General features: G+C 59.6%; 27 protein-coding genes. 16 read left to right on the top strand and 11 right to left on the bottom strand.

The annotated features are described in order from the left end of the window. Positions 1-78 precede the first annotated feature (78 nt). Positions 79-498, top strand: coding sequence for an acyl-CoA thioesterase (locus AB4N85_RS23145; protein ID WP_071174077.1), 420 nt, complete (start codon positions 79-81; stop codon positions 496-498). 56 nt (positions 499-554) lie between these two features. Here AB4N85_RS23145 and AB4N85_RS23150 read toward each other — a convergent pair whose 3' ends face one another. The 4 genes from AB4N85_RS23150 to AB4N85_RS23165 all read right to left on the bottom strand — a co-directional run bounded on the left by AB4N85_RS23150 (position 555) and on the right by AB4N85_RS23165 (position 5,537). Further along, positions 555-1,040 carry a glycine zipper domain-containing protein gene (locus AB4N85_RS23150; RefSeq protein WP_039756448.1) on the bottom strand — a complete coding sequence of 162 codons (486 nt, stop codon included), beginning with the start codon at positions 1,038-1,040 and terminating at the stop codon, positions 555-557. 332 nt (positions 1,041-1,372) lie between these two features. Then, complete coding sequence (locus tag AB4N85_RS23155; RefSeq protein ID WP_252868617.1) at positions 1,373-3,721, bottom strand: FdhF/YdeP family oxidoreductase; 2,349 nt, start codon at positions 3,719-3,721, stop codon at positions 1,373-1,375. After that, a complete protein-coding gene (gene fdhD, locus AB4N85_RS23160) occupies positions 3,718-4,557 on the bottom strand; it encodes a formate dehydrogenase accessory sulfurtransferase FdhD (RefSeq protein WP_016772170.1) in 840 nt (279 codons plus the stop codon). Before fdhD ends, AB4N85_RS23155 begins: the two co-directional genes overlap by 4 nt. 92 nt (positions 4,558-4,649) lie before the next feature. Further along, positions 4,650-5,537 (bottom strand): LysR family transcriptional regulator, encoded by an 888-nt coding sequence (locus AB4N85_RS23165; RefSeq protein ID WP_252868618.1) that lies wholly within the window; start codon positions 5,535-5,537, stop codon positions 4,650-4,652. A 137-nt stretch (positions 5,538-5,674) separates the two neighbouring features. Between AB4N85_RS23165 and lysM the strand changes: the two genes are divergently transcribed. Then, a complete protein-coding gene (gene lysM, locus AB4N85_RS23170; protein WP_123585632.1) occupies positions 5,675-6,115 on the top strand; it encodes a peptidoglycan-binding protein LysM in 441 nt (146 codons plus the stop codon). A gap of 98 nt (positions 6,116-6,213) precedes the next feature. Here the strand turns inward: lysM and yrfG are convergent, their stop codons facing one another. Next, complete coding sequence (gene yrfG / locus AB4N85_RS23175; RefSeq protein WP_095181091.1) at positions 6,214-6,876, bottom strand: GMP/IMP nucleotidase; 663 nt, start codon at positions 6,874-6,876, stop codon at positions 6,214-6,216. Positions 6,877-6,964: 88 nt separating this feature from the next. Here yrfG and nudE point away from each other — a divergent pair, with 88 nt between their 5' ends. Together nudE and cysQ are read left to right on the top strand one after the other, a co-directional pair. Further along, positions 6,965-7,534, top strand: a complete 570-nt coding sequence (nudE, locus tag AB4N85_RS23180; RefSeq protein WP_016772166.1) for an ADP compounds hydrolase NudE — start codon at positions 6,965-6,967, stop codon at positions 7,532-7,534. A gap of 7 nt (positions 7,535-7,541) precedes the next feature. Beyond that, entirely contained in the window at positions 7,542-8,369 is an 828-nt protein-coding gene (gene cysQ, locus AB4N85_RS23185; RefSeq protein WP_095181090.1) for a 3'(2'),5'-bisphosphate nucleotidase CysQ, read from the top strand. A gap of 203 nt (positions 8,370-8,572) precedes the next feature. Here cysQ and AB4N85_RS23190 read toward each other — a convergent pair whose 3' ends face one another. The 4 genes from AB4N85_RS23190 to rfbC are packed head-to-tail and all read right to left on the bottom strand — an operon-like array spanning position 8,573 to position 12,800. Continuing rightward, positions 8,573-9,028, bottom strand: coding sequence for a thioesterase domain-containing protein (locus AB4N85_RS23190; protein WP_056787139.1), 456 nt, complete (start codon positions 9,026-9,028; stop codon positions 8,573-8,575). Next, entirely contained in the window at positions 9,025-10,407 is a 1,383-nt protein-coding gene (locus AB4N85_RS23195) for a sigma-54-dependent transcriptional regulator (RefSeq protein WP_041477494.1), read from the bottom strand. Before AB4N85_RS23195 ends, AB4N85_RS23190 begins: the two co-directional genes overlap by 4 nt. Beyond that, positions 10,404-12,212, bottom strand: coding sequence for a sensor histidine kinase (locus AB4N85_RS23200; RefSeq protein ID WP_095181088.1), 1,809 nt, complete (start codon positions 12,210-12,212; stop codon positions 10,404-10,406). Before AB4N85_RS23200 ends, AB4N85_RS23195 begins: the two co-directional genes overlap by 4 nt. A gap of 42 nt (positions 12,213-12,254) precedes the next feature. Continuing rightward, positions 12,255-12,800: a dTDP-4-dehydrorhamnose 3,5-epimerase gene (gene rfbC, locus AB4N85_RS23205; protein ID WP_252868619.1), complete on the bottom strand. Its 546-nt coding sequence runs from the start codon at positions 12,798-12,800 to the stop codon at positions 12,255-12,257. Between the two features lie 161 nt (positions 12,801-12,961). Here rfbC and AB4N85_RS23210 point away from each other — a divergent pair, with 161 nt between their 5' ends. From AB4N85_RS23210 to AB4N85_RS23250, 9 genes are all read left to right on the top strand, one after another. Beyond that, entirely contained in the window at positions 12,962-15,874 is a 2,913-nt protein-coding gene (locus AB4N85_RS23210; protein ID WP_252868620.1) for an aminotransferase, read from the top strand. A gap of 305 nt (positions 15,875-16,179) precedes the next feature. Then, the gene (gene aguB, locus AB4N85_RS23215; RefSeq protein ID WP_041477498.1) at positions 16,180-17,058 is read left to right on the top strand and encodes an N-carbamoylputrescine amidase; all 879 of its coding nucleotides are present in this window, start codon (positions 16,180-16,182) and stop codon (positions 17,056-17,058) included. Further along, positions 17,058-18,164 carry an agmatine deiminase gene (aguA, locus tag AB4N85_RS23220; protein ID WP_150741769.1) on the top strand — a complete coding sequence of 369 codons (1,107 nt, stop codon included), beginning with the start codon at positions 17,058-17,060 and terminating at the stop codon, positions 18,162-18,164. The genes aguB and aguA overlap by 1 nt, the downstream gene beginning before the upstream one ends. Positions 18,165-18,409: 245 nt before the next feature. Continuing rightward, positions 18,410-18,622, top strand: a complete 213-nt coding sequence (locus tag AB4N85_RS23225; RefSeq protein ID WP_056787152.1) for a hypothetical protein — start codon at positions 18,410-18,412, stop codon at positions 18,620-18,622. Between the two features lie 453 nt (positions 18,623-19,075). Further along, on the top strand, positions 19,076-20,380 hold the full coding sequence (locus AB4N85_RS23230; protein WP_252868621.1) for an OprD family porin: 1,305 nt from the start codon (positions 19,076-19,078) through the stop codon (positions 20,378-20,380). Between the two features lie 231 nt (positions 20,381-20,611). After that, positions 20,612-21,358, top strand: coding sequence for a 2OG-Fe dioxygenase family protein (locus AB4N85_RS23235; RefSeq protein WP_041477502.1), 747 nt, complete (start codon positions 20,612-20,614; stop codon positions 21,356-21,358). 79 nt (positions 21,359-21,437) lie between these two features. Further along, positions 21,438-21,815, top strand: a complete 378-nt coding sequence (locus tag AB4N85_RS23240) for a GNAT family N-acetyltransferase (RefSeq protein ID WP_016986309.1) — start codon at positions 21,438-21,440, stop codon at positions 21,813-21,815. Next, positions 21,812-22,528, top strand: coding sequence for an AzlC family ABC transporter permease (locus AB4N85_RS23245; protein ID WP_016772152.1), 717 nt, complete (start codon positions 21,812-21,814; stop codon positions 22,526-22,528). Before AB4N85_RS23240 ends, AB4N85_RS23245 begins: the two co-directional genes overlap by 4 nt. Beyond that, entirely contained in the window at positions 22,507-22,824 is a 318-nt protein-coding gene (locus AB4N85_RS23250) for an AzlD domain-containing protein (protein ID WP_041477503.1), read from the top strand. Before AB4N85_RS23245 ends, AB4N85_RS23250 begins: the two co-directional genes overlap by 22 nt. On the opposite strand, the gene AB4N85_RS23255 is transcribed toward AB4N85_RS23250, so the two are convergent. Further along, a complete protein-coding gene (locus AB4N85_RS23255) occupies positions 22,741-23,667 on the bottom strand; it encodes a LysR family transcriptional regulator (protein WP_252868622.1) in 927 nt (308 codons plus the stop codon). The two genes, AB4N85_RS23250 and AB4N85_RS23255, sit on opposite strands and share 84 nt — an antisense overlap. A 468-nt stretch (positions 23,668-24,135) precedes the next feature. Between AB4N85_RS23255 and AB4N85_RS23260 the strand changes: the two genes are divergently transcribed. The 3 genes from AB4N85_RS23260 (at position 24,136) to AB4N85_RS23270 (ending at position 25,729) form a co-directional block, all read left to right on the top strand. Then, positions 24,136-24,426 (top strand): type II toxin-antitoxin system RelB/DinJ family antitoxin, encoded by a 291-nt coding sequence (locus AB4N85_RS23260; protein ID WP_056787159.1) that lies wholly within the window; start codon positions 24,136-24,138, stop codon positions 24,424-24,426. A 218-nt stretch (positions 24,427-24,644) separates the two neighbouring features. Then, a complete protein-coding gene (locus tag AB4N85_RS23265) occupies positions 24,645-25,052 on the top strand; it encodes an MbcA/ParS/Xre antitoxin family protein (protein ID WP_150741767.1) in 408 nt (135 codons plus the stop codon). Positions 25,053-25,063: 11 nt separating this feature from the next. After that, positions 25,064-25,729: an RES family NAD+ phosphorylase gene (locus tag AB4N85_RS23270; protein WP_435406353.1), complete on the top strand. Its 666-nt coding sequence runs from the start codon at positions 25,064-25,066 to the stop codon at positions 25,727-25,729. On the opposite strand, the gene AB4N85_RS23275 is transcribed toward AB4N85_RS23270, so the two are convergent. Further along, positions 25,720-26,538 carry a lipopolysaccharide biosynthesis protein gene (locus AB4N85_RS23275; RefSeq protein ID WP_252868624.1) on the bottom strand — a complete coding sequence of 273 codons (819 nt, stop codon included), beginning with the start codon at positions 26,536-26,538 and terminating at the stop codon, positions 25,720-25,722. The two genes, AB4N85_RS23270 and AB4N85_RS23275, sit on opposite strands and share 10 nt — an antisense overlap. Positions 26,539-26,783 lie beyond the last annotated feature (245 nt).

Here is a 26,783-nt window from a genome sequence, read left to right on the forward strand (position 1 = left end):
TCGCGAGCGGGCTCGCTCCCACAGGTAAAGTGTTCGTCATCACGATCAAATTCAATTAAGAGAATGCGAGAACCCTGCATGAATCAACGCTGCGACTACCCCCACTTCCAGCCCATCACCACACGCTGGCATGACAACGACGCCTACGGTCACGTCAACAACGTTACCTACTACAGCTTCTTCGACACGGCGGTGAATACCTACCTGATTCAGGTCGGTGGCCTGGATATTCATGACGGCGAAGTGGTGGGGTTCGTGGTCAGTTCCGCCTGCGATTACTTTGCCTCGATCGCTTTCCCGGATCTGATCGAGATCGGACTGCGGGTCGGCAAGCTGGGCAACAGTTCGGTGCAATATGAATTGGCTGTGTTCAAGGTCGGCGAAAGCGAGGCGTGTGCGGCGGGACGGTTCGTGCATGTGTTTGTCGATCGGGCGAGCAATCAGCCGGTGCCGATTCCTGCCGGTTTGCGCGGGGCGCTGGAGCGGCTGGTGGTCTAGACGCGCAAAAAAAATCGCAGCCCAAAAGCTGCGATTTTTTTGTTCAAGCCTTCGCCTTAGTGGTGGCGATAGTACTTGTGATGCTTGCGGTGGCCGTAGGCATGGCCGCGACCTGGATGACCACGGTCGCGGTAGTAGCGACGGTCATCATGGCGACGGTCGTAACGACGATCATCGTCGTCACTCTTGTTGCCCATGTAGTTACCCAGTGCACCACCTGCGCCGCCACCAGCGGCGGAGCCGATCAGGCTGCCGGTGGTGCCGCCGAGACTACGGCCAACCACGTTACCGCCGGCTGCACCCAGTGCACCGCCGATGGCCGCTTCGCCACGGCTGCGCTTGTCTGCACCGACCGCACTACCACCCGCGCCGCCCAGGGCTGCGCCGATGGTGGAACCTGTATTGCCGCCTAACGATTGACCGACGACCGAGCCAAGAACCCCGCCCAATGCGCCGCCCACACCTGCTTCGGTGGTGCCTCCGGCAGAAGCGAAGCCACTGACCAGGCCAAGGGACAACAAGAGAATCGAGGAGAACTTCATAGAGGATGAGCCTCAAAGGGATGACGGCGCCGATCCTGAGGCTCTGCATTGGGCGTGACAATCAAAATCCGACGAATAACACGACTTGTATACAATAATGCAAGTTACTGTTTTTTCACCGGAACTTAACCGATTTTCGCCGGTCTTTAGCTACTTCGGACAGGCCGTTTTCATGCAGAAACGGCCTTTTTTGTGGGCGGTCGAAAATCTTTGCCACGGCAGATCTGTTGACAGGTCGATCGCACTCGCGAGCAGGCTCGCTCCCACCTTTGAAATGCATTCCAAGTGTGGGAGCGAGCCTGCTCGCGAAGGGGCCGGATCTGGCTCCGCGGTTAAGCGGATTTAGCCATGATCAACCCAGTCTCACTCGCCGCTTCCAGCCGGATCGCAATGAACTTCGACGTCGGCGTGTGGCTGCCATCCCCCGTACTTTCCAGCGGCACCAGCGGATTGACCTCCGGATAGTACGCCGCCGCCTGCCCCGCAGGAATATCGAACGCCAACAATGTAAAACCTTTCACCCGACGCTCGCGACCGTCGTCCCAGATCGACACGATGTCGGCCTTCTGCCCCGGACGGAAGCCCAGGCGAATGATGTCGGCCTCGTTGGCGAACAGCACGTCACGCTGGCCCTTCACGCCACGGTAGCGGTCGTCGAGACCATAGATCGTCGTGTTGTACTGATCGTGGGAACGCATCGATTGCAGGATCAGATCCGGCACCTGCCCAGTGGCACGGGTGCGTTCGTGAACCAGATCTTTCGGCAACTGGTTGGCGCGGAAATTGGCACGGCCCGATGGCGTATTCCACTTGCGGGCGCCAGCCGAGTTGCCCAGATAGAAGCCGCCCGGGTTTTTGATCTTGTCGTTGAAGTCTTTGAAACTCGGGATGGTGTCGGCGATCAGTTCGCGAATGCGCCCGTAATCGGCTACCAGCCAGTTCCAGTCCACCGGTTGGCTGCCCAAAGTCGCGGCAGCGATGCCGGCGATGATCGACGGCTCCGAGCGCATCTGGTTCGACAGCGGCTGCAACTGGCCGTTGGAAGCGTGGACCATACTGAACGAGTCTTCCACGGTCACCGCTTGCGGGCCTTCGGTCTGGATGTCGATGTCGGTACGGCCCAGGCACGGCAGGATCAGCGCGTCTTTACCGTGAGCGAGGTGGCTGCGGTTGAGTTTGGTGCTGATCTGCACTGTCAGGTCGCAGTTGCGCAGTGCTTCGAAGGTGCGCGAGCTGTCCGGCGTGGCCTGGGCAAAGTTGCCGCCCAAGCCGATGAACACCTTGGCGCGACCTTCGGCCATCGCATGGATTGCCTCGACCACGTTGTGACCGTTATGACGCGGCACCTTGAACTGGAAGCGACGCTCCAGCGAATCGAGGAACGCCACCGGTGGACGCTCGTTGATGCCCATGGTGCGGTCGCCCTGCACGTTGCTGTGACCACGCACCGGGCACAGACCGGCGCCAGGTTTGCCGATATTGCCGCGCAGCAGCATCAGATTGGCGATTTCCTGAATGGTCGGCACCGAATGACGGTGCTGGGTGATGCCCATGGCCCAGCACATGATCACGTTCTTGCCTTTGGCGTACATGCGCGCAGCTTGCCCGATCTCGACCAGGGTCAGCCCCGATTGCTCGACGATCTGCTCCCACGAGGTGTCATCGACAGTGGCGAGGTACTCCAGCACGTTGGCGCTGTGGGCATTGAGGAAGTCATGATCGAACACCGCTGGCTCACCAGCTTTCTGCGCATCGCGTTCCCATTGCAGAAGGAACTTGGCCATGCCGCGCAGCACCGCCATGTCACCGCCGAGTGCCGGGCGGAAGTACGCAGTGTTGGTCGGCTTGTCGCCGTTGGTGAGCATTTCGATCGGGTGCTGTGGATGCTGGAAGCGCTCCAGACCGCGCTCTTTCAGCGGATTGATGCACACCACCTGGGCGCCGCGTTTCACCGCTTCACGCAACGGTTCGAGCATGCGCGGATGGTTGGTGCCAGGGTTCTGGCCCCAGACGAAAATCGCGTCGGCGTGTTCGAAGTCGTCGAAGGTCACTGTGCCTTTGCCGACGCCGACACTCTGCGCCAACGCTACGCCGCTGGCCTCGTGGCACATGTTCGAACAGTCAGGGAAATTGTTGGTGCCGTAAGCCCGCACGAACAGTTGATACAGATACGCCGCTTCGTTGCTGGCACGCCCCGAGGTGTAGAACTCTGCCTGATCCGGGCTCGGCAGATTGCGCAGGTGCTTGCCGATCAGAGCGAAGGCATCTTCCCAACTGATCGGCTTGTAGCGATCGGACTCGGCATCGTAGACCATCGGCTCTGTCAGGCGACCCTGATATTCCAGCCAGTAATCGCTCTGCTCCAGCAGCGAAGTGACGCTGTGCTTGGCGAAGAATTTGGCATCGACGCGACGCTTGGTCGCTTCCCAGTTCACCGCTTTGGCGCCGTTCTCGCAGAACTTGACCATGCCGCTCTCCGGCGAATCACCCCAAGCGCAACCCGGGCAGTCGAAGCCGCCGTTCTGGTTAGTCTTGAGCATCATGCGCAGGTTTTTCAGGGCGTTGTCGCTGGTCAGCCACGCCTGGGCCACACTGATCAGGGCGCCCCAGCCGCCGGCGGCACCTTTGTAAGGCTTGTAGCGCGGGACAGGTTTCTGGTCGGCTTGATGATGTTGGCTCACGCTTGATTCTCCATCGCGGGGCTGTACACCCGCGGCGCACTTTTCTGCGGCAGGTGGATGAGATTGAGGTTGTGGCGCCGGGCCCATTGCACGGCAAGGCCGGTAGGCGCCGACAGGCTGACCAGGGTCTGGATGCCGGCACGCAAGACTTTCTGGATCAATTCGAGGCTGCAACGGCTGGTGACAATCGCCAGCCCGCCCTCTGTGGATATCTTCTGGCGGATCAGTCCGCCGATCAGCTTGTCGAGGGCGTTATGCCGACCGATGTCTTCACGACCGAGCAGCAGTTCACCACTGGCGTTCATGAACACCGCCGCGTGCACCGCGCCGCAGTGCTGACCGAGCGGCTGGAACGCGCCGATGCGCTGGCGCAAACCGTCGAGCCATTCGATCGGTGGCAAGGCTGCGCCCGGCAATACCTTGAGATCAGGCAGTGCCTGTTCGACCGCTTCGACGCCGCACAGTCCGCAGCCGCTGGTGCCGGCCAACTGCCGACGCTGCTGTTTGAGGTTCCAGAACGCGCGGTTGGCAATGGTCACTTGCGCGTATTGCGCCGAGCCTGCGCCTGTCAGTTGCAGATCGTAGATATCGCTGGCGTCTTCGATGATGCCGCTGCCGAGGCTGAAGCCGACAATGAAGTCTTCCAGATCGGTCGGGGTCACCAGCATCACCGCCTGGCTGATGCCGTTGTAGGCGATCGCCAACGCGACTTCCTCGGCCAGCGCGGTGCTGGCCGATGCCTCAAAGGGTAGATCGCTGTAGCTGTAGGTCTGGCTGGCGGCTGGCGCGGGCGTTTCAATTGCTGGCGCCGCGCAGGCTGGGCGCTTGGCGTTCATGGCATCACCGACGGTTTGATCTAGGTCAAGACTAGGCGCGGCAAGTTGTCGCGTCTAATCGCTATTACCGATCTACCGATAGATGCCGTCGATCAAGCGTCTTTTGACGATTTCTGATAAAGCGCGAAACAGGCTTCTGCCAGCGCTGAACGCGGCGCCCCACGGCGCATGATCAGGCCCAGCGGGGCGAGGGTGTGGGCATTTTCGATCGGTTGCAGGCGCAGGTGATCGGCGAGGGTTTCCGCGCCGCCGTCGAGGGGCATGATTGCGCAGCAAAAACCGCCGTGGACTGCTTGCAGCAGTTGATGCACGGCGTCGGTTTGCAACAGCGGTTGCGGCGTCAGGCCACGGCTGTGGAAGTTGTGGTCGATGGACTGGCGAAAATGCATGCCGCTGGTGAGCATGCACAGCGGCAGTTCGATCAGCGATTCCCAGCTCAGGGGTTCATCGCCGAAACTGAACGAGCGCTCGTCATAGAGCAGGCCCATGCGCGTCTCGTTGAAGGCCAGCGAATCGAAGCGCTCGCTGTCCAGACGCTCCAGATACGACACGCCAATGTCGATGCGGTTGTTCGCCAGGTGTTCGAGCACCTGCTCGGAGCTCAGCGAAGACAGCTCGAAACGCAGGTCCGGGTGCGCCGCGTGCAGTCGTTGCATCAGCGGCAAGGGATCGAAACTCGACAGCGGCACCACGCCCAGGCGCAGCGTACCGATCAGATTGCCGCGACAGGCCGCCGCTTCCGCCTGCAAGCCGTCATAGGCTGCCAGCACCGTACGCGCCCACGCCAGCACGCGTTCGCCCGGTGCGGTGAAGCCTTCGAAGCGCTGGCCGCGATTGACCAATGGCAGGTCGAGTTCTTCCTCGAGGCTGCGCAAGCGCATCGACAGGGTCGGCTGGGTGATGTGGCAGCGCGCGGCGGCCTGGCCGAAATGGCGGGTTTCGTCGAGGGCGATGAGGAATTTCAGTTGCTTGATGTCCATCTTCGCTCCGGGCGGTTGGCGGGGTGTGGCGATTCTACCGCCAGCGGCGCGGCAGCGTCATTGGTCGGACTGGAACCGGGTTTGGCCGGGGTGGTCTAGGCTTGGACGACTGGAACCCAAATCAAGGAGTGTGCGCTATGAGTCTGTTGAGCTTTGTGAAAGAGGCCGGTGAGAAGCTGATTGATCTGTTGACCCCAGGCAATGCCAATGCGAGTGAGCAGTTGAAGGAACATATCAGCAAGGTCGGGTTGGGCAATCCCAACGTGCAGGCGACCGTGGATGGCGACAAGGTGACGGTGACCGGTGAAGTGGCGAGCCAGGAAGAGAAGGAAAAGATTCTGCTCGCGGTGGGCAACATTGCGGGCGTAGGCAGTGTCGATGATCAGATCACGGTGACCGGACCGGTCGTCGTGGCTGCCGAGTTTGTCGAGGTCAAGGCAGGTGACACGCTCAGTGCGATCTCCCTGCGCGTCTATGGCAATGCCAACCAGTACCAGAAAATCTTCGATGCCAACAAACCGATGCTCAAGGATGTGAACAAGATCTATCCGGGACAAAAACTGCGCATTCCGAAATAACGCAGTCATGTAGGAGCTGCCGAAGGCTGCGATCTTTTGACTTGGACTTTAAAAAAAGCAGATCAAAAGATCGCAGCCTGCGGCAGCTCCTACAGGGGTCAAAGCCCTGCAATCAAATCGCGGTAATCCTCGACTGCGGCAAACTCCGCCGTGTCCTTCGGCCCTTTGCGGCTGTCCGGTTCTTTCACCGCCAGCAAGTGCGCCACGCCAAAATCCCGCGCACTGCGCAGGATCGGCAAGGTGTCGTCGATAAACAGGCTGCGCGCCGGGTCAAAACCGATGTCCGCCTGCAAGGCATCCCAGAACTGCGGGTTCTCCTTGGGATAACCGTAGTCATGCGAGCTGATCAGCCGCTCGAAGTACGGCGCCAGTTCGATCCGTTCCAGTTTCAACGACAGCGAATCGCGGTGCGCGTTGGTGATCATGATCACCCGTTTGCCGGCGCGTTTGATTGCGCCGAGAAAGGTATCGGCATCGGCGCGCAGGGCGATCAAGTGGGCAGTTTCCTGTTTCAGTTCGCGCACCGACAATTTCAGTTCCGCGCTCCAGAAATCCAGGCAGTACCACTGCAACTGGCCAGCGTGGCGCTCGAACAACGGCTGCAATTCCAGCTCGGCCATGGCCCGGCTGATGCCGTGCAGTTCGGCGTAGCGCTGGGGCAGGTGTTCGAGCCAGAAATGGTTGTCGAAGTGCAGATCCAGCAGCGTGCCGTCCATGTCGAGCAGGACGGTATCGATCTCGGACCACGGTAAAGAAGGCATGGCAACGTCTCGAACGGTGAAAAGATATCCGACGCAAACAATCGGGAAAGCCGCGTTATAGTAGCGCGTTCACGCCAAGGAGCTTTGCATGCGCCAGAAACCCACCGTACTCGCCCGCGAGATCGTCGCCACCAGTCGCCTGTTTCGCGTCGAAGAACTCAAGCTGCGATTTTCCAATGGCGTGGAGCGCACTTACGAGCGTCTGGTCGGCAAGGGTGCGGGCTACGGCGCGGTGATGATCGTCGCGATGCTTGATGCCGAACACGCAGTGTTGATCGAGGAATACTGCGGCGGCACCGACGAATACGAACTGTCTCTGCCCAAAGGCCTGATCGAGCCGGGCGAAGACGTGCTGGCGGCCGCTGAGCGGGAACTCAAGGAAGAGGCCGGTTATGGCGCGCGTCAACTGGAACATCTGACCGAGCTGTCGCTGTCGCCCGGTTACATGAGCCAGAAAATCCAGGTGGTGCTGGCCACCGACCTGTATGAAGAGCGGCTGGAAGGTGATGAACCGGAGCCGATGCGGGTCGACAAGGTCAACCTGCGCGAACTGTCGGCGCTGGCGCAGAATCCGCAATTTTCCGAGGGCCGCGCCTTGGCGGCGCTGTATTTGACCCGTGACCTGCTGAGCCAGCGCGGGGTGTTCAGCTATGAGTGAGACGTCGATGAATTTTCCCCATCCGCTGATGGCACCTGTGGTTGCGCTGGCTTTACAGGCTGGCGAGGCGATTCTGCCGTTCTGGCGCGCCGGCGTTGAAGTCACGGCCAAGTCCGATGATTCGCCGGTCACGGCCGCCGACCTGGCCGCCCATCACCTTATCGTTGCCGGGCTGACGGCGCTGGATCCGAGCATTCCGGTGCTGTCCGAAGAGGACGCCGACATCCCGCAAAGTGTTCGCGCCGGTTGGCAGCGCTGGTGGCTGGTGGATCCGCTGGACGGTACCAAGGAGTTCATCAGCGGTAGCGAGGAATTCACCGTCAACATCGCGCTGATTGAAAATGGCCGGGTGGTGTTTGGTGTGGTGACGATGCCGACCAACGGTCGTTTTTATGTCGGCGGCGCCGGATTTGGAGCCTGGCGTGGCGACGAGGGCGGTACGCCGACGGCGATTCAGGTGCGCGATGTGCCTGCGCCGGGCGAGGCGTTTACCGTGGTCGCCAGCCGTCGACATTCCAGTCCCGAGCAAGAGCGTTTGCTGGCCGGGTTGAGCGCCAGTCTTGGTGAGTTGCAACTGGCCAATATCGGCAGTTCCTTGAAGTTCTGTCTGTTGGCCGAAGGTGCTGCTGATTGCTATCCGCGACTGGCGCCGACTTCGCAGTGGGACACGGCGGCAGCGCAGGGCGTGCTGGAAGGGGCGGGGGGCGAGGTGCTGGATTTGAAGGGTGAAGCGTTCAGTTATCCGCCGCGAGAATCGCTGTTGAACGAGTTCTTTCTGGCGCTGCCGGCGAAGGCTGCGTGGCGCGGACGGTTGTTGGAGTTGGCCCGAGGCTAACTGCCTGATCCGCAATTCCCCTCACCCCAGCCCTCTCCCCCAGGAGAGGGAGCCGACCGAGTTGTCTGGCGCTATGCATCGACCTGGAGAATCGAGTCGATTGTGGATTCGGCGAAGCAGTTTCAGGTCGACGTAAATCTGTAGCATCCCCGTATCGGTTCCCTCTCCCTCGGGAGAGGGCTAGGGTGAGGGGCTGTTGATCTTCAACGGTGCAAAACGTACTGCCCGGTAAATCTCACCGCCTCGTCCTCACTTCCCGCATTCAGTATCCGCGTATCCAGCGTCAGCCGCGCCCGTCCATAACGCCGATACATCGCCACAAAGCGTTTCCACACCGCGGCCTCCGGCGCCGGGCAAATGGCCATGGCGTCTCCCGTCACCGGCAGCGGATAACTGATCTGCCCTTCCTGAATGACGATATGTCCGTCGGCAATCCCTTCTTCCTTCAAACGTAAATGCAACCAGCCCCAACCGGCCAGCACCGCTGCGCAATACAGGCTGCCGCCAAACATGGTGCTCTTGTGATTGACGTTGGGCGCGAGCGGCAGGTGCAGGCTCAGTTGCTGCTCGCGCCACTCAAGCACCTCGAGGCCCATTTCGGCGGTCAGCGGAATGTCGTGATGCAGCACCGTTTGCAGGTATTCGCTTTCGCTGCTCATTCGTTGTCTTCCCCGTGGCTGCTGTCGCCGAAATTCAGACCGTGTTTGCGCAGCTTGTCATGCAGGGTCTTGCGCGGAATACCCAGAGCTTCGGCGAGGCTGCGCACCGAGCTGTGCGAGCGCGCCAGTTCGGCGGCTATCAACGATTTTTCGAAGTTTTCGACTTGCTCGCTGAGGCCGCCGCTGACCACTTCTACAGGCGCGCCGCCGCTGCCATCAGCGCTGTTGTCCAGTGCCAGTTCAAGGCCGAGGGCGAAGCGTTCGGCGGCATTTTGCAGTTCACGTACATTGCCTGGCCAAGTGTGGCGCAGCAGCAGGGCGCGGTGTGCCGGTTGCAGCTCGTGGGGCGGCAAGCCGTGACGGGCGCTGGCTTCATCGGCGTAATGCTGGAACAACACCAGTGCGTCTTCGCCGCGTTCGCGCAACGGCGGGATGCGCAGCGGCGCGACGTTGAGGCGGTAATACAAGTCGGCGCGGAAGCGGCCCTGATCCGCCGCCTGGCGCAGGTCTTCCTTGGTCGCGGCGATGACGCGGATGTCCAGCGGGATCAACTGATTGCCGCCCAGGCGCTCGACGACCCGCTCCTGGAGCATGCGCAGCAGTTTCACTTGCACGTCCATGCTCATGCTTTCGATTTCGTCGAGAAACAGCGTGCCGCCGTTGGCGAATTCGAATTTGCCGATGCGACGCTTCTGCGCGCCGGTGAAGGCGCCGGGCTCGTGGCCGAACAGCTCGCTTTCCACCACCGATTCGGCCAGGGCGCCGGCGTTGATCGCCACGAACGGGCCGTTGCGGCGGCTCGACAAATCGTGCAGCGCGCGGGCCACCACCTCTTTGCCGGCACCGGTTTCGCCGAGGATCAGCACGTCGGCCTTGGTCGCCGCCAGCGCGCCGATCTGTTCACGCAGGCGCAGCATTGGCGTCGAATGGCCGACCAGCCGAGCGCTCAATTCGTTGCGGTCGCTCAAGGCCAGACGCAGGCTGCGGTTGTCCAGCACCAGCCGCCGTAGCGCGAGGGCGCGACGGACGCTGTCGAGCAGTGCATCGCTGGCAAAGGGCTTTTCCAGAAAATCGTAAGCACCGGCGCGCATCGCTTGCACTGCCAGCGGTACGTCGCCATGGCCGGTGATCAGCAGCACCGGCAACTCGGGATCCTGTGCATGCAACTCGCTCAACAGTTCGAGGCCGTCCATGCCCGGCATACGGATGTCGCTGACCACCACCCCCGGCCAGTCTCGCTCAAGTTGCGCGGCCAGCCCTTTGGCTTCGGACAGCGGCAGAATTTTCAGGCCGGCCAGGTCCAGGGTCTGGCCGAGAGCCTGGCGCAAGTGCGGATCGTCGTCGATCAACACTACCTGGATGCGATTGTCGATGGTCATGCACTTCGATCCTCGGACGGTTGCAGGCTGACTCCGGGCGCGCCGGCGCGCAGGCGCAGGGTAATCAGGGCACCGCCTTGTTTGTGGTTGGCGAACGACAGCTCGCCACCAAAGGCGCGCATCAGCGTTTCACAAATGGCCAGTCCCAGACCCAGACCCTGTGTGCGGGTCTTGGTGGTGTAAAAGGGCTCGCTGGCGCGGCCAAGAGCTTCCATGCAGAACCCGGGGCCATTGTCGCGAATGTACAGATTGACGCCGTCGGCGGTGGCTTCGGCACTCAGCCACAACTTGCGCGGCGGGCCTTTTTCGGTGAGCGCATCGAGGGCGTTGGCCAGCAGATTGCCGAGCACCTGGCGCAGTCGGGTTTCGCCGGCCTCGACCCACAGCGTGGCTGCGGGCAAGTCGCGGATCAGTTCGACTTCCATGCTGCGGCGACGTTTGGCGAGTAATGCCAGCGCATCGTCCAGCGCCGGTTGCAGAGCGACGCTTTCCGGTGCGTGGCGATCGCGCCGAGCGAAGGCACGCAAGTGGGCGATGATCGAGGCCATGCGCCCGGTCAGTTCGCTGATCAGCTTGAGGTTGCCGCGCGCGTCCTCGGTGCGCTGATGATCGAGCAGCACTTCGGCGTTTTCCGCATAACTGCGAATCGCTGCCAGCGGTTGATTGAGTTCGTGGCTGATACTCGCCGACATGGTCCCCAGTGCCGACAATTTGCCGGCCTGAACCAGATCGTCCTGAGCGCGCACCAGCTCCTGCTGGGCGTGCTCGCGCTCAAGCACTTCCTGCTTCAAACGGCGGTTGAGGCCTTCCAGATCGCTGGTACGTTCGGCCACCCGGCCTTCCAGTTCGCGGCGCGCCTTGGCCTCGAAGGCGATGCGCTCCAGATAATGCCGGCGACGTTGCATCATCAAACCCACCAGCAGCATCACCACCAACAGTGTGGCGCCGCCGATCGCGACCACCGTGCGCACCGGACGATCAATCAGCGTGCGCGGGGCGAGGATGCTCACGCTCCAGCCGGTCTCGGCGATGTCGTGGGTCTGCGTCAGCCAGGCGTCAGGGCTCAGGTTCAGCGGCCGGGGTTCACGGGTCGGATAGGGCTGGATCGCAGTGATCGCGGCGCGCTCGGCATCGCTCAACTCGCGAGTGGAGCGGAAACGCCATTCCGGGCGCGACGTCAGGATGACCACGCCGTTATGGTCGGTCACCAGCAGTTGTTCCGGGGTTTTGCCCCACAGGCTTTCCGTGTGGTCGAGGTCAACCTTGATCACCAGCACGCCGATGATTTTCTCGCCGCTGCGCACAGCCGCGGCGAAGAAATAACCGCGCTTGGCCGAGGTGGTGCCGAGGCCGAAGAAGCGTCCGAGGCGCCCGGCCATGGCTTCACTGAAATACGGGCGGAAGGCGAAGTTGCGGCCGACGAAGCTGTCGCGTTTGTCCCAGTTCGACGCCGCCAGTGTCTGGCCGGAGGTGTCCATCAGATACATGACTTCAGCGCCGGTCTGCGCAGCGATGTTTTTCAGCAGGCGATTGGCGTTGCCTTGGGTCACGCCGTCGTCCGGCGCACCGAGCACCGCGCGCAGGGCCGGCAGATCGCCGAGAATCTGCGGCAACACTTCATAGCGATGCAGGGTGCCGAGTAGGTTGGCGACGTACAGATCGAGGGTCTGGCGATTCTGTCCGGCGAGTTCGCTGCGGTAATAGCGTTCGGCGAGATGTTCCAGCGGCCACAGCAGCGGCGCCAGGCACAGGGCCAACAGCGCGAGGCTGCGCCAGCGGGGTCTGCGGGGAAGCGGTGGTTTCATGTGCCGGATACGCCTGAGGTGACAGGCGCATTATGCCCGGCCTCAGGCGAAGACGTCAGCGTCCTTGAGCAGCGCAGCCGCCTGGTCCTTGGCCGACAGCTTCGGCGCTTCCTCCAGTTGCCAATCGATGCCCAGCGCCGGATCGTCCCAGCGAATGCTGCGCTCGGAAGACGGGTCGTAATAGTTGGTGGTCTTGTAGAGAAATTCGGCGAACTCGCTCAGCACCACGAAACCGTGAGCGAAACCTTCCGGTACCCACAGCTGGCGATGGTTTTCCGCCGACAGGCGCACCGCCACCGACTTGCCGAAATGCGGCGAACTGCGACGGATGTCCACCGCCACATCAAGCACTTCACCCGCGGTCACGCGAACCAGTTTGCCCTGGGTGTTCTGCAACTGGTAATGCAGGCCACGCAGCACGCCTTTTTGCGAGCGCGAATGGTTGTCCTGCACAAATTGCGTATCCAGACCGGTGGCGTCCTGAAACGCTTTGGCATTGAAACTCTCGTAGAAAAAACCGCGCTCGTCGCCGAACACCTTGGGTTCGATGATCAGAACACCGGGCAGATCGGTGGTGATGACATTCATGAGGATTTCCATAGACAGGTGTGAATGGCCGACATTCTTGCGCAAAGTGCTGCAGGGCGCGAGCGTTCGGTTTGAATTGGGCCGTTCAGTCACGCTGGGGGTTGCGTAACCGCCAAGGCAATGGCGATATAAGCGCCTAATAAAATTTCAGGGGTCGTTTCATGCCGCTCGCCACGTTGATTCATCGCGCCAGTTTGCCCGGTCCGCAGGTTTCAGAGGCGCAGGCGCTGCAATGGCTGGCCGAACATTACGGGCTCAGCGGCACGTTGCAGGCGCTGGGCAGCCAGCAGGATCTGAATTACCGCGTCGACAGCGCAAATGGGCGCTTCGTGTTGAAAGTCTGTCGTGGCGACTACGCTCTTGTGGAACTGCAAGCCCAGCACGCAGGCCTCAATTATCTGGCCGAGCAGTCGGCGATCAAGGTGCCGCGCGTCATCGCAGCCAATAACGGTGCGGATCTGTTGTCGTTGCAAGCCAATGGCGAAACGGTGCATGTGCGGTTGTTGGAGTACATCGACGGGCAGCCGTTGACCGATTTCGATCATCTTGGCCAGGACGTGGTTGCCGGGTTTGGCCGACTCTGTGGCGAGATGGATCTGGCGCTCGCAGGCTTCGATCACCCGGGCCTTGAACGCACCTTGCAGTGGGACGCGCGTCACGCCAACGCTTTGATCAGTCATCTGTTGCCGGTGATCTCGGACGTGCAGCAGCGTGCGGTGATCAGCGCTGCCGCCGAGCAGGCCGAGCGCCGTTTGCAGCCGCTGCTGGACAAGCTGCCGGTGCAGGCGATTCACATGGATATCACCGATGACAACGTCGTCTGGGCGCGTGATGCCCAGCGGCATTGGCAATTGCAGGGGGTGATCGACTTCGGTGATCTGGTGCGCACCTGGCGCATCACTGATTTGTCCGTGACCTGTGCGGCTTTGCTGCATCACGCCGATGGCGATCCGTTTGTCATCCTGCCGGCGGTCAAGGCGTATCACGCGGTCAATCCGTTGCAGTACGCAGAACTGCAAGCGCTGTGGCCCTTGATCGTGGCGCGGGCGGCGGTGCTGGTGCTCAGTGGCGAGCAACAGGTGAGCATCGATCCCGCCAATACTTATAGCCGCGACAATCTCAGCCACGAGTGGGAAATCTTCCGCGTCGCGACCTCGGTGCCACTGGAGCTGATGGAAGCGGCGATTCTCACCGCCGTGGGACAGACCGTGCCGGAGGCTGAAAACACAGAATTTGCACCATTGTTGCCCGGGCTGGTCGGGCGTGAATTTGCGCTGATCGATCTGGGCGTGTTGAGTCCGCATTTCGAAGCGGGCAATTGGGAGCAGCCGGGCATTGATCAGCGCTTGCTGACAGAAGCAGCAGCGGTCCATGGGCTGGCGGCGACGCGTTATGGCCAGTACCGCTTGTCACGCACCCGCCCGGACAGTGCGACTGAACCGGATACGTTCCCGTTGCATGTCGAATTGCGTGTGCCGACCGGAAGCGAGGTGCAAGCACCGTTCCCCGGCGTTCTGAATCAAGCGGCAAACGGGGCGCTGCAACTCGATGGCCCGCAGTTCAGCGTTCGCCTGTGGGGCGTGACGCCAGTTCTTGGCCATGACGCGGCACTGGATCGAGGCCAGAAGCTCGGTACGGTCACGGGCCCGCTGCTAGTGCAGATGTGCCGGGGAGCAGAACTCGACGCGCCGCTGTTCTGCACGCCGTCCCGTGCATCCGCATGGCAGGCGGTGTGCCCGTCACCGGCGACTTTGCTCGGGTTGGCCTGCGACGCCGAGCCTGAGCTGGACGCGAAAACCCTGCTCGAACGCCGCGATGCCAGTTTTGCCCGCACGCAAAAACACTATTACGTTGACCCGCCCCGCATTGAACGCGGCTGGCGCAATCACCTGATTGATATGCAGGGCCGCTCCTATCTGGACATGCTCAACAACGTCGCCGTCCTTGGTCACGGCCACCCGCGCATGGCGACGGTCGCGGCGCGGCAGTGGTCGTTGCTCAATACCAATTCGCGTTTCAACTACGCGGCGGTCGCCGAGTTTTCCGAGCGCTTGCTGAAGCTGGCGCCGAAGGGCATGGATCGCGTGTTCCTGGTCAACAGCGGCAGTGAGGCCAATGACCTGGCGATTCGTCTGGCCTGGGCCTACAGCGGCGGGCGCGACATAATCAGTGTGCTTGAGGCGTATCACGGCTGGACGATCGGCGCCGATGCGGTATCGACGTCGATTGCTGACAACCCGAAGGCGCTCGAAAGTCGCCCGGACTGGGTGCACCCAGTGCCGGCGCCGAACACTTATCGCGGCGAATTCCGTGGCGCGGATTCGGCGCCGGATTACGTGCGCAGCGTCGAACATCACCTGCAAAAACTGGCCGAGCAAAAGCGGCAACTGGCCGGTTTCATCTGCGAGCCGGTCTACGGTAATGCCGGGGGTATTTCTTTACCGCCGGGCTATCTGCCGCAGGTGTATGAAAAGGTCCGCGCGCAGGGCGGGGTGTGCATCGCTGACGAAGTGCAGGTCGGTTACGGGCGCATGGGCCATTTCTTCTGGGGCTTCGAAGAGCAGGGCGTGGTGCCGGACATCATCACCATGGCCAAAGGCATGGGTAACGGCCAGCCACTTGGCGCGGTGATCACCCGCCGGGAAATCGCCGAGGCGCTGGAGGCCGAAGGTTATTTCTTCTCGTCGGCGGGCGGCAGTCCGGTCAGTTGCCAGATCGGCATGGCGGTGCTGGATGTGATGGAGGAGGAAAAGCTCTGGGAAAACGCCCAGGTCGTCGGCGGTTACTTCAAGGCGCGCCTGGAAGCGTTAATCGATAAACATCCGCTGGTCGGCGCGGTGCACGGCTCCGGGTTTTATCTGGGGCTGGAGCTGATCCGCAATCGGCAGACGCTGGAACCGGCAACCGCCGAGACAGCGTTGCTGTGTGACCGCCTGCGCGAGTTGGGGATCTTCATGCAGCCGACGGGCGATGACTTGAACATCCTCAAGATCAAGCCACCGATGGTGACGTCGCGCCAGAGCGTGGATTTCTTCGTCGAAATGCTGGATCGGGTGTTGAGCGAAGGTCTGTAAGCAAGGCACATCCCCTTTGAGAGCGAGCCTGCTCGCGAAAGCTGTGTATCAGTCGCCACATGCGGTGACTGACACAGCCCATTCGCGAGCAGGCTCGCTCCCACATTTGTTTTAACTCTCAAGTTCGATTTGTATCGATTTAATTAGCGTTCAAGCGAAGAGATTACTTATTTAGAGCTTTTAAAGCCGATATTTATCGGTTATAAATTCGCCATTGCTCCGGCATGGCGATCTCTTGTCCGGTGCGCGCGTTTTCTTTTCGGTTGAATTCTTCGACCGTCAAAGCACTAGCCCGGAGATGATTCATGAGCCGTATCGTTACCGTCGCCGCCACGCAGATGGCCTGTTCGTGGGACCTGGAAGCCAACCTCGAAACCGCTGAAAGACTGGTCCGTGAAGCCGCCGGCAAAGGCGCGCAGATCATCCTCATCCAGGAACTGTTCGAGGCACCGTACTTCTGCCAGAAGCCCAATCCGGATTACCTGCAACTGGCAACGACGGTTGAAGAAAACGTCGCCATCAAGCATTTCCGGAAAATTGCCAAAGAGCTGCAAGTGGTGCTGCCGATCAGCTTCTACGAACTGGCCGGGCGTGCACGCTTCAACAGCATCGCGATCATCGACGCCGACGGCAGCAACCTCGGGATTTATCGTAAAAGCCACATTCCGGACGGCCCGGGCTATCACGAGAAGTATTACTTCAACCCGGGCGACACCGGCTTCAAGGTGTGGAATACCCGTTACGCGAAAATCGGCGTCGGCATCTGCTGGGACCAGTGGTTCCCGGAAGCGGCGCGCAGCATGGCCCTGCAAGGCGCGGAAATTCTCTTTTATCCAACCGCGATCGGCAGCGAGCCGCACGACAAGACCATTTCTTCGCGCGACCACTGGCAGCGAGTGCAGCAGGGCCATGCCGGCGCCAACCTGATGCCGCTGGTTGCCAGCAACCGCATCGGCAATGAAGAGCAGGACGGCTACGACATCACCTTCTATGGCTCTTCGTTCATCGCCAACCAGTTCGGCGAAAAAGTGCAGGAGCTGAATAAAACCGAAGAAGGTATTCTTGTGCACACGTTCAACCTCGACGAGCTGGAACATATTCGCAGCGCGTGGGGTTCATTCCGCGACCGCCGGCCGAATCTGTACGGCGCGTTGAAAACCCTCGACGGTTCCCTGGAGTCCTGATGACCACATTGAAAAGTACCCCGCGCGCCGACGGCTTCTACATGCCGGCCGAGTGGGCGCCACAAACCCAGACCTGGATGATCTGGCCCGAGCGCCCGGACAACTGGCGTCTGGGTGGCAAACCGGCGCAGGCCGCGCACGCCACAGTGGCCAAAGCCATCGCCCGCTTCGAGCCGGTGACCGTTGCCGTCTCCGCCGGCCAATACGAAAACGCCCGCGCGCGCCTCGACGTGCCGAATATCCGCGTGGTGGAAATGTCCAGCGACGATGCCTGGGTTCGTGACAGCGGCCCGACCTTCGTTATCAATAACCATGGCGAAGTGCGCGGTGTGAACTGGGATTTCAACGCCTGGGGCGGTTTCGATGGCGGCCTGTATGCACCGTGGAACCGTGATTCGCAGGTCGGCGGCAAGATCCTCGAGATCGAACGCAGTCCACGTTACCGCACCGAAGGTTTCGTGCTCGAAGGCGGTTCGATTCATGTCGACGGCGAAGGCACGCTGATCACCACCGAAGAATGCTTGCTCAACCGCAATCGCAACCCGCACCTGAGCCGCGAAGAAATCGAAGCCGTACTCAGCGACAACCTGTCTGTGGACAAGATCATCTGGTTGCCGGATGGCTTGTTCAACGATGAAACCGACGGCCATGTGGATAACTTCTGCTGCTACGTGCGTCCGGGCGAAGTGCTGCTGGCGTGGACCGATGATCCGCAGGATCCGAACTACCCGCGCTGCCAGGCCGCGATGCAAGTGCTGCAAAGCAGCACCGACGCCAAGGGCCGCCCGTTCACGGTGCACAAAATGCCGATTCCGGGGCCGCTGTACGCGACCGAAGAAGAGTGTGCCGGCGTCGATGCGGTGGACGGTTCGCAGGAGCGCAACCCTTCCGTGCGCCTGGCCGGCTCCTACGTGAACTTCCTGATCGTCAACGGTGGCATCATCGCGCCGAGCTTCGACGACCCGATGGATGCCCCGGCCAGGGAAATTCTGCAGAAGCTGTTCCCGCAGCACGAAGTGGTGATGGTGCCGGGCCGTGAACTGTTACTGGGTGGCGGCAATATTCACTGCCTTACCCAACAGCAGCCAGCGCCGCACAAAGAGTGAGTTGAGTCGTAACAGCTTGAGTTGATTAACAAATCAGCCAGGCAATGATTAGCTCGCTCAGCATGAAAGCAAGCCCGCGGCCCGTCAGGACCGCGGGCTTGTTTGTATCCGCCGGTCGACATTCGAGTCGCCTTGGCATAGCTCTTGTATTGCTCCTGATGCACTAGGGAGGGAGGGGAACTTCAACAGTTCTGTCACAAACCTTGGATAACGTAGCCGCTCACGAACGGGGAGAGAGCGCTGAAATGAACGCCGAAGTGAACGTAATCAGCGAGCGGACTGTGCATCCCATGGCCGTCAACGGCGAATCGCTCCAGCTTGTCGCGCACTGGTTGAAGTCCAATGGAACGCGTCAGATCAGAGAACCTGATCCGCGCCGGATGATGATCGAGCGTTACCCCGCTGGCCTGTTCAGCGAGGCCGAGCTGGAAGCCTTGTGGGATGTGATGGAAGGATAGGAACAACAGGGATTGGTCAAAAAGCGCTGCCGGGATGGCGGCGCTTTTTTTGGCCTGATTTTTATCCACAGGCATTCAAAAGTGGGAGCGAGCCTGCTCGCGATGACGTCAGCCCTGCCAATGACTTTATGCGCGTTCGCGAGCAGGCTCGCTCCCACAGTTCAGAACTCCCTGCTTAACCTCATTTTTCTGCAACCGCCCAGCAAAAAAATTACGTTTCTTAGACGTTTTTCGCCTATTTAAAGACGATTCTTGAAATTGACACACAGTTCAGGGCGCGGCTACGATTCGGCCCAACGCCTGTGGCTAACCGCCATGACTCAAAATAAGGAGCAGGCCCGCCAGGACGTTACGTCGGCGGGCTTTTTTGTTTCGGGGTGAATACAAGAGTGCAGAAAGCGCCGTTTCAGCCGTTCGACACAGCGCGTTTCAACCCGTAATAAGGAAAACAAAATGTTGAACAAGCGAATCAGTCTGATCGCACTGGGGATGTTGAGTGCTACACAGGCCATGGCTAACGACCAGGCCGAATCCAAGGGTTTCGTTGAAGACAGCAGCCTTAAAGTGCTGTTGCGCAACGCCTACATCAATCGTGATTACAAAGACGGTAACAAGGACAAGGCCGAATGGGGCCAAGCGGCCATCGTTACGTTCTCGTCGGGCTTCACCCAAGGCACCGTCGGTGTCGGTGTGGACGCTTTCGGTCTGTACGCATTGCGCCTGGACGGCGGCAAGGGCCGTAGCGGCGCTGGCGGCATCGACTTCTTCAAACAGGAAAATGACGGTCGTGCGAACCACGACATCGCCAAGGGCGGTGCTGCGGTCAAGTTTCGTGTATCCAACACCGTGTTGACCTATGGCGACCAGATGCCGGCCCTGCCGGTGCTGAGCTACGACAACGTGCGTCTGCTGCCGGAAAGCTATACCGGTACGTTGATCACTTCCCGTGAAATCCAAGGCCTGGAATTGAACGCCGGGCGTTTCACTGCCGAGTCGCGCAAAAGCGATGAAGGCCGTGACAGCGGCGGTCTGAAGTCGATCAACGTGTTGGGCGGCAGCTATCAGTTCACCGAACACTTCAAAGGCGCGCTGTACGCCTCCGACGTTGAGGACGTCTTGAAGAAACAGTACGTGAACGCCAACTACGTGATTCCGTTCAACAAGGATCAGTCGCTGACCCTGGATTTCAACGGCTATCGCACCAAGCTGGACAGCTCGTACGTACGCGAAAACACCGTGCCGGGCGAAAGCATCGTCACCGGTCGCGACAACAAGATCTGGAGCCTGGCAGCCACCTTCGCCACCGGCCCGCACTCGTTCACCGTGGCGCATCAGCGTTCTACTGGCGACAGCAACCTCGGTTACGCCTATGGTGGCTACCAGAAAGATCAGGGCCGTGTTGGCGACGGTGGTAACTCCATCTATCTGGCCAACTCCTACTGGTCCGACTTCAACGCCGAAGACGAGCGCAGCTGGCAGCTGGGTTACGGCCTGGACTTCGGTTCGTTCGGCGTTCCGGGTCTGAGCTACAACTTCGCTTACGTGCGCGGCGACAACATCACCACGTCCACCAGCGAAGGCGGCACCGAGCGCGAAATTTTCAACCAGTTCAAGTACGTCGTGCAGAGTGGCCCGGCCAAAGACTTGAGCGTGAAGTTGCGCAGCTCGATCCTGCGCGTGTCGCAGAAATCCAGCGAGTACAACGTCAGCGGTAACGAGCTGCGTGTATTCGTGGACTATCCGATCAACATCTTCTGATGATCGATCCGCTGTAAGAAAAATGAGAAAACCCCGATTCGTTCGGGGTTTTTTTTCGCCGGTTTTTCAGCGAAAACCGCAAATAACCGGTGTTCTTGTCATGTAAAAGTCGTTTTTCAAGCGCTGCAGATTCCGTTTCAAGCAGTGCTTCAAATGCCTGAAATTCTTTCTCATGGACGCAAATTCTCCACCCAATAGATTAGGGCGTTCAACGCAGCGGAGAATTTGGTAATGATCGTTTTGAACAGAGAAGTGGGCGAATCGCTACGGCGCGACAAGTTTGTCAACGTCCAGGGTGGTGACTTCAATCTCTACGGTCATTTTGCCGACTTCGTCAGACTGACCAAAAGTTGGGAAAACATGGAGCCAGACAGCTACTACGGTCAGGCCGAAGCCGGCATGCGTTATCGTCGTTACAGCGACTTTGAATACAACCCGAAAACTCGCGAGCTCAAGCAACTTGAGCATCGCGCCTATGTGCAATCGAAAGAGAACAACGCTTACGTCGGTGGCGTGGTGCGCCACTTCCAGGACTTTTCCGAGGAAGTGATCTCCTCGCCGGTGATGCGCAGCCTGATCGACACCGATTTCGAAGTGTACAAAAGTGTCCTGCCGGAAGAGTTGCACGATGAAATCTGGCAGTGCCAGATCCATCAGATCCGCATCGAGATCAAACCCGGCAAACAGCTGGAAATCACTCCTGAAGGTATTCATTGCGACGGCTATCCGTTCAGCGGTGTGCACTTCTGGGGCCGCAGTAACGTAGAGGGTGCCGAGAGTCGACTGTACGACATCCACGAGCATCAACTGGCGGCGACCACCTACGAGGAAATTCTCGATACCACCTTCTTCCTCGATCGCGACATGCGCCACTACGTGACCCCGGCGCGCAATACCCACACCCATGCCATGGCGTACCGGCAGATTCTGGCGATTTCCTTCTCGCGGCCCGGGACCGCTTTCGACATTGTTCGCTAATCAGATCACCCCAATCGACGGCGTCGAGTGCTCGACGCCAGTGGTACTGCGCCGCGCCACCGCCAAGGATGCGCAACGCATGGAGCGCTTCTTCCGCCAGTTCGACGAAGTGTCGTTCTGCGAATGGCAGGACGCCAAATGCCTGCGCGGCGTGTTGATCCAGAAAACCACCACGGCGTATCTGGCGTTCGATGTGGCTGGCGAGATCGTCGGCGCGGTGCTCGGCGGCATGCTCGGCAGTCGCGGCACGATCAATCATCTGGCCGTGAGCCCGCGCTACCGCAGCCAGGGCGTGGGCCAGCGTCTGGTTGAAGCAGCGTCGTCCGACATGAAACGGGTCGGGGTGCTGCGGATGTTTCTGTTCGTCGACGATGCTAACCTCGCGGGCAAGCGATTCTGGGCTGCCCAGGGTTTTTGCGAGCCTCACGGCGAACGAACATTTGAGAGGGATCTATGAATGAAAGGTCCGGCAGCGCGCCGCTGATGGCGACTCATCAGCCGTCGCGCACGTTTGCCGAAGCCAGCCCGGTGGTCGCCGGGTATTTCACCGTGTCGTTTGTCTTCGGGCTGATGGCGGTCAACGCCGGCCTGCCGATGTGGCTGCCAGTAGCGATGTGCTTGTTCGTCTATGCCGGCGCTTCGCAGTTCGCCGCGCTGGCGCTGATCTCCAGCGGCGCCTCGCTGACGACCATTGTGCTGACCACTTTCCTGATCAATGCGCGGCACATGCTGATGTCGGTGTACATGGCCAAGGCGCTGCGCGCCCTTGGTTTGAGCCGCATGGAGCGTTGGGCTTACGCCGGTGGCCTGACGGATGAATCCTTCGCCTTTCACAGCGTCAAGCTTGGCACGGGCGCACCGGTCAATGTGCGTTACCTGATCGGCTTCAACCTGTTCTGTCACACCTCGTGGGTGCTCGGCGGTCTGCTCGGTGCGGTCTGCGCGCAGTACGCGGCGCACTTGATCAAGTATCAGCTCGACTACGCGCTGACGGCGATGATGCTCTACGTGCTGGTCTCGCTGTGCAACACGCGCAACAAACTGATTGCCGCCGCTGCCGCCGTGGTCTGCATGGGTGCGCTGAGCCTGATCGGCAGTTCGCCCTTCAACGTATTTATCGCCACGTTTGTGGGCTGCGGAGTGGGTGTATGCCTGACCAAACGTTCCTGATTCTGGTGGTGGTGCTGATGATGGCGGTGACATTCCTGCCGCGCGCCTTGCCGCTGCAGATCAACACCGACCACTGGCCGCCCTTCGTGGCACGGGCGCTGGAATATCTGCCGGTGGCGATCGTCGCTGCGATCAGCCTCACACCCCTGTTGATCAAGGATCGGCAGATCCAGCTCGATCGCCCGGAATTCTATGCTGCGATTCCGACGTTGCTATGTGCGTATTTCAGCAAAAACCTCTTTCTCAGTGTGGCGGTGGGGACGGCTGCGTACATTGCGCTCGGCTCGTTCATGTAGCGGCAGATCAACGACGTCGTTCAGCGCCTGGTGCGACAGCTCCGGATTGTTTACCGCCAGGCGCACTTCGAGGAAATCCTCGAAACCGGGAAAAATCGTCAGACCGTTCTTCTGCGCCGCTTCACGCGAGACCATGCCGACCGCATCCATCTGCGGGATCAACGACAGCGTCAGGGTTTCGCTGCAGGAATAGACCATGCGCTGGCCGTTCTCGTGATTGCCCAGCCCGGCGTCGAGAAACCGCAAGAAGCTGTGGGAATACGGACAATCTTCCGCAGGACGCACCTGAAACTTGTTGCCCAGCAAGGTCAGCGGATCGTTCTCCTGACCGCAATGCGCACCGACCACCTGCACCTGCACCTCGGGCAGCACGATGCTCGGCAGCCCCGGCCGCTGCGGGCCGATCAGCACGGCAAGGTCGAAATCTTCGTTCCTCAGCTTGCTGAGGTTTTCCATCGACTCGGCGTAGCTGAATTCCATCTGGTAATCGGGAAACACCTCAATCAGGCGTCCGATCATGCGTCGGTTGAAATCAGGCGACAGGGTGTTGTTCAACGCCACCTTCAACGTGCGCTGCCCGGGCACCTTCAGCGCCTCGACTTTTTCTTCCATTTGTCGCGTGGCGATCAACACTTTGTCGATGTAAGGCGTGAGCTCCGTACCTTGCGGCGTCAGCGTCAGGCCCTTGTTGGAGCGGCGAAACAAGCGGAAACCGAACTGCTCTTCGACCTTGTTCAACTGTGCGGCCAACGCCTGCACGGTCAGGCACGAATGCTCGGCTGCAGCCGACAACGAGCCGGTCTGCACGATGCGCATGAGGTTGCGTAAGGTTCTGCTATCCATGGGTAATGCCCTCTGAAGTGGGCTGGGTATTGTTGTTTACGAAACGACCGAAACGGCGCCATATGCCGGCTATATTCCTGCACCTGAGCATAGTTGTCGCGGATTTAGTAGCGAATTGATTTCCCCGCCGATGGCTGGAGGCTGACAGAGGATCGGGGTTTTTGCTGGGGTGGGGGTGATGAAGGTCAAAAAAGTGCGTGGTTTTGGTGCGCGGTGAGATTTTTTTCGAAGAGAAACAGCTTACATCTTCCTAGCTTTTTGCCTGCGTCATACGCAGATAGGTCTCAGGTAAAGTAACGATTCAGCTGATAGCGCCCAACAGTCAAAGGAGTTGAAATTCATGTCTGGCATGCGAGCCATGGTGGTAGATAACCACCTATCAACTTCGCATTGACCCACAAAGATCACTCCGAACACAATGCAGAGGTAGCGCTGATGTAGCTACAAAACCACGATGAGGTAATTGAAATGGCTGCACTACTGAAAACTACCGATGTGCGCTGCCGCATTGATGAGGATTTGAAAGCGCGTGCCACTGAAGTCTTGAACGCTTGCGGGCTGAGCATTAGCGACGCCATGCGACTTTTTCTGCGACAGGTTGTTGCTACTCAGGGGCTTCCCTTCGAGGTGCGAGTTCCATCGGAGAAGACGGCCCGCGCAATGATGGAAGCACGAGAAATCCGTCAGCGTTTCGACTCGATAGACGACATGCTAAGGAATGCTGATGGCGAAACAGGAGAAAACGCAAAAACGCGTTGATCGGCCTAAACAGTTTGCACAGACTTCTGAATTCAAGAAGTCTTGGGATCGTTTAGGGAGTCATTCAGAACTGTTTAAATAGCGCAGAAAAACATAAGCCGACTTAACTCCGGCTTCTGTGCGTTTGATTGCTACGATTCGTTCATTTGTGTATCAAAACGCTAAAAAATTACAGTTATGTACTAGTCTTCAGCTAAGACAAAAAATCAGAGGCGTCTATGCCTACCTCATCCCCAGCTCTCACCCCACGCGAACAACTCGACGCCCCCGAAGCCGGCCGGGTTGCGCTGGAGTTCTTCTTCAGCCTCATGGAGCATTGGGGCTGTAGCGCCGAGCAACAACGCACCCTGCTCGGTGGAGTCGGCAACACCACGTTCTATAAATACAAACACCTGCCAAACATACGCCTGCCCCATGACACCCTCGAGCGCATCTCTTACCTGATGGGTATTCACAAGGCGTTGAGCATCATCTTCAGCAATAGCCGCGAGCGCGCCTACGATTGGGTCAGCAGCCCGAACACCGCGGCACCGTTCAACGGCAAAACCGCCCTGGATTACATGCTGGCGGGCCGGGTGGTCGATATCGCCGATGTACGCCGCTACCTCGACGGAGTGCGCGGTTGAAAGCGCCGGCGCTGGTCGACGTGCCATGGCCACGCGCCTATCGCATCGTCAACAGCAGCTTCCCGCCGATTGCGCTGTTCGAAGACGTCCTCGACCCCGAGGACCTCGAAGTTGCCTACGCCATCGAAGCGCTGACCAATGATCGCCTGATCGAACAGGCCGGCGTCCTTGCCCGCGTACGTCCCGAAGATCGTCTGTCCGGCCCCGGTTCCAGCCCGGTGATGGCCGCGTTCACTCACGTCGGCAAACGCAGCCGTTTCAGTGACGGCACCTTCGGCGTCTATTACGCCGCCAGCAGCCAGGCTGCGGCCATCGCTGAAACCTGTTTTCACCAGGAACGCTTTCTCGCGGCGACCCAGGAAGCCGATCTCGAATTGACCATGCGTACTTACATCAATCAGGTGATCAAGCCGCTGCACGACGTTCGCCATGGCTTTGATCATCTGCATCAGCCTGATCCTGAAGCCTATGGCCCATCACAGCTGTTCGCGCGGCAACTGCGCGACGCCGAGTCGTGGGGCTTGCTTTATAACAGCGTGCGGTTGCCTGGGCATGAATGCGTTGCGGCGTTCCGTCCGCCTGCGGTTTCGATTCCGAAGCAGGGCAAACACTTGCGCTATTTCTGGAGCGCAAGTGAGGGCAGAATTTCGTTTGTGTTCGAGGTCAGTCAGGTCTGAATTATCGCTTTGACTTCGTCGAGTGTTTTGACCGGAATGACGCCGGAAGGAATTCGCGAAGAGGGCGACAAGTTGTAAACGGCAAACTCTTTGCCGACGACTTTGTCGGACATGAGTTTCAGAGATGGAAGTATTCTGGAATGAAAATGCTGATCCAGACCGCACGGCGAGATAGAGCTTCCATCAGTCTCGTAAAAGCGCCCCGCGGACTGGTTCATATCCGCTCCCACCAAAATCACCTTTGAAAAGCCTGCGTGATAGGCAAGTTGGAGTGCGAGATACAAGACTGTGCGGGCATCAAAAAAACCATGGGCCAGGTTTTTGCTGAACCCGATACTGCGGTTTCGACTACCCCAAACAGCTCGATTACGTACCAGATCCTGGTTGTTGCGCAGTAGCCATTCAGTCAAGGTTGGTTTGGGCGCTTTCTTGAGCAAATAGAGATCACCTGTCGGTTCAACAATCAGTTCCTGAGCCTGGTTAGCCCACACAGCTACACGCTGACTAGTGCGCATCGCATAGGCAAACAGTTCAGGTTGTTGTAGCGAAAAACTGGTATCGGTGCATGCGTAGAAGAACGGCTTTATGCCTGTTCCCATGAACATGGATATCGCACCGTTCACCGTGATCATCGGGATGTCGGCAAACTGTTCGATGGGAAAATCTTTCGCGGAGCTGCCCGAAACGATGATGAATGCAGCGCCGTGAGCAATGTTTCGACAGTCAGAAAAGTCCCTGATTTGCGAACGTGCGGAGCCGTTTGGCGTTTCTGATGTTGAGTTCATCGATGGTCTCTTGGTCCATGTCATGCATTCAGTCCGTTGTGCTGACGTGATGAAGCGGGATGACTCTTCCACAGCGCCGCGCTTTGTAAGGGAGTGTTGCGCTCGGCGTTAGTTCCCAATTGGCTGCGGGGCGGCCGATGCGTTGGCCAAGAACGCTCCAGTGGCTGGCGGGTTATCTGGATAGATGCAGGAGGGAAGTCGGATATGTCCGCGCATCAAGGGATCTTGAGGAAGGCCGGCATGTTTTCGGCAGGGCTGAAATGCAAAAA

The sequence above is a fragment of the Pseudomonas sp. H1_G08 genome, from assembly GCF_054681355.1.

Excerpts from the sequence above, each read along its gene's own strand:
- AB4N85_RS23145 (WP_071174077.1), top strand. The coding sequence starts at position 79 with ATGAATCAACGCTGCGACTACCCCCACTTCCAGCCCATCACCACACGC.
- AB4N85_RS23150 (WP_039756448.1), bottom strand. The coding sequence starts at position 1,040 with ATGAAGTTCTCCTCGATTCTCTTGTTGTCCCTTGGCCTGGTCAGTGGC.
- fdhD (WP_016772170.1), bottom strand. The coding sequence starts at position 4,557 with ATGAACGCCAAGCGCCCAGCCTGCGCGGCGCCAGCAATTGAAACGCCC.
- AB4N85_RS23165 (WP_252868618.1), bottom strand. The coding sequence starts at position 5,537 with ATGGACATCAAGCAACTGAAATTCCTCATCGCCCTCGACGAAACCCGC.
- lysM (WP_123585632.1), top strand. The coding sequence starts at position 5,675 with ATGAGTCTGTTGAGCTTTGTGAAAGAGGCCGGTGAGAAGCTGATTGAT.
- yrfG (WP_095181091.1), bottom strand. The coding sequence starts at position 6,876 with ATGCCTTCTTTACCGTGGTCCGAGATCGATACCGTCCTGCTCGACATG.
- nudE (WP_016772166.1), top strand. The coding sequence starts at position 6,965 with ATGCGCCAGAAACCCACCGTACTCGCCCGCGAGATCGTCGCCACCAGT.
- cysQ (WP_095181090.1), top strand. The coding sequence starts at position 7,542 with ATGAATTTTCCCCATCCGCTGATGGCACCTGTGGTTGCGCTGGCTTTA.
- AB4N85_RS23190 (WP_056787139.1), bottom strand. The coding sequence starts at position 9,028 with ATGAGCAGCGAAAGCGAATACCTGCAAACGGTGCTGCATCACGACATT.
- AB4N85_RS23195 (WP_041477494.1), bottom strand. The coding sequence starts at position 10,407 with ATGACCATCGACAATCGCATCCAGGTAGTGTTGATCGACGACGATCCG.
- AB4N85_RS23200 (WP_095181088.1), bottom strand. The coding sequence starts at position 12,212 with ATGAAACCACCGCTTCCCCGCAGACCCCGCTGGCGCAGCCTCGCGCTG.
- rfbC (WP_252868619.1), bottom strand. The coding sequence starts at position 12,800 with ATGAATGTCATCACCACCGATCTGCCCGGTGTTCTGATCATCGAACCC.
- AB4N85_RS23210 (WP_252868620.1), top strand. The coding sequence starts at position 12,962 with ATGCCGCTCGCCACGTTGATTCATCGCGCCAGTTTGCCCGGTCCGCAG.
- aguB (WP_041477498.1), top strand. The coding sequence starts at position 16,180 with ATGAGCCGTATCGTTACCGTCGCCGCCACGCAGATGGCCTGTTCGTGG.
- aguA (WP_150741769.1), top strand. The coding sequence starts at position 17,058 with ATGACCACATTGAAAAGTACCCCGCGCGCCGACGGCTTCTACATGCCG.
- AB4N85_RS23225 (WP_056787152.1), top strand. The coding sequence starts at position 18,410 with ATGAACGCCGAAGTGAACGTAATCAGCGAGCGGACTGTGCATCCCATG.
- AB4N85_RS23230 (WP_252868621.1), top strand. The coding sequence starts at position 19,076 with ATGTTGAACAAGCGAATCAGTCTGATCGCACTGGGGATGTTGAGTGCT.
- AB4N85_RS23235 (WP_041477502.1), top strand. The coding sequence starts at position 20,612 with ATGATCGTTTTGAACAGAGAAGTGGGCGAATCGCTACGGCGCGACAAG.
- AB4N85_RS23240 (WP_016986309.1), top strand. The coding sequence starts at position 21,438 with ATGGAGCGCTTCTTCCGCCAGTTCGACGAAGTGTCGTTCTGCGAATGG.
- AB4N85_RS23245 (WP_016772152.1), top strand. The coding sequence starts at position 21,812 with ATGAATGAAAGGTCCGGCAGCGCGCCGCTGATGGCGACTCATCAGCCG.
- AB4N85_RS23250 (WP_041477503.1), top strand. The coding sequence starts at position 22,507 with ATGCCTGACCAAACGTTCCTGATTCTGGTGGTGGTGCTGATGATGGCG.
- AB4N85_RS23255 (WP_252868622.1), bottom strand. The coding sequence starts at position 23,667 with ATGGATAGCAGAACCTTACGCAACCTCATGCGCATCGTGCAGACCGGC.
- AB4N85_RS23260 (WP_056787159.1), top strand. The coding sequence starts at position 24,136 with ATGGCTGCACTACTGAAAACTACCGATGTGCGCTGCCGCATTGATGAG.
- AB4N85_RS23265 (WP_150741767.1), top strand. The coding sequence starts at position 24,645 with ATGCCTACCTCATCCCCAGCTCTCACCCCACGCGAACAACTCGACGCC.
- AB4N85_RS23275 (WP_252868624.1), bottom strand. The coding sequence starts at position 26,538 with ATGACATGGACCAAGAGACCATCGATGAACTCAACATCAGAAACGCCA.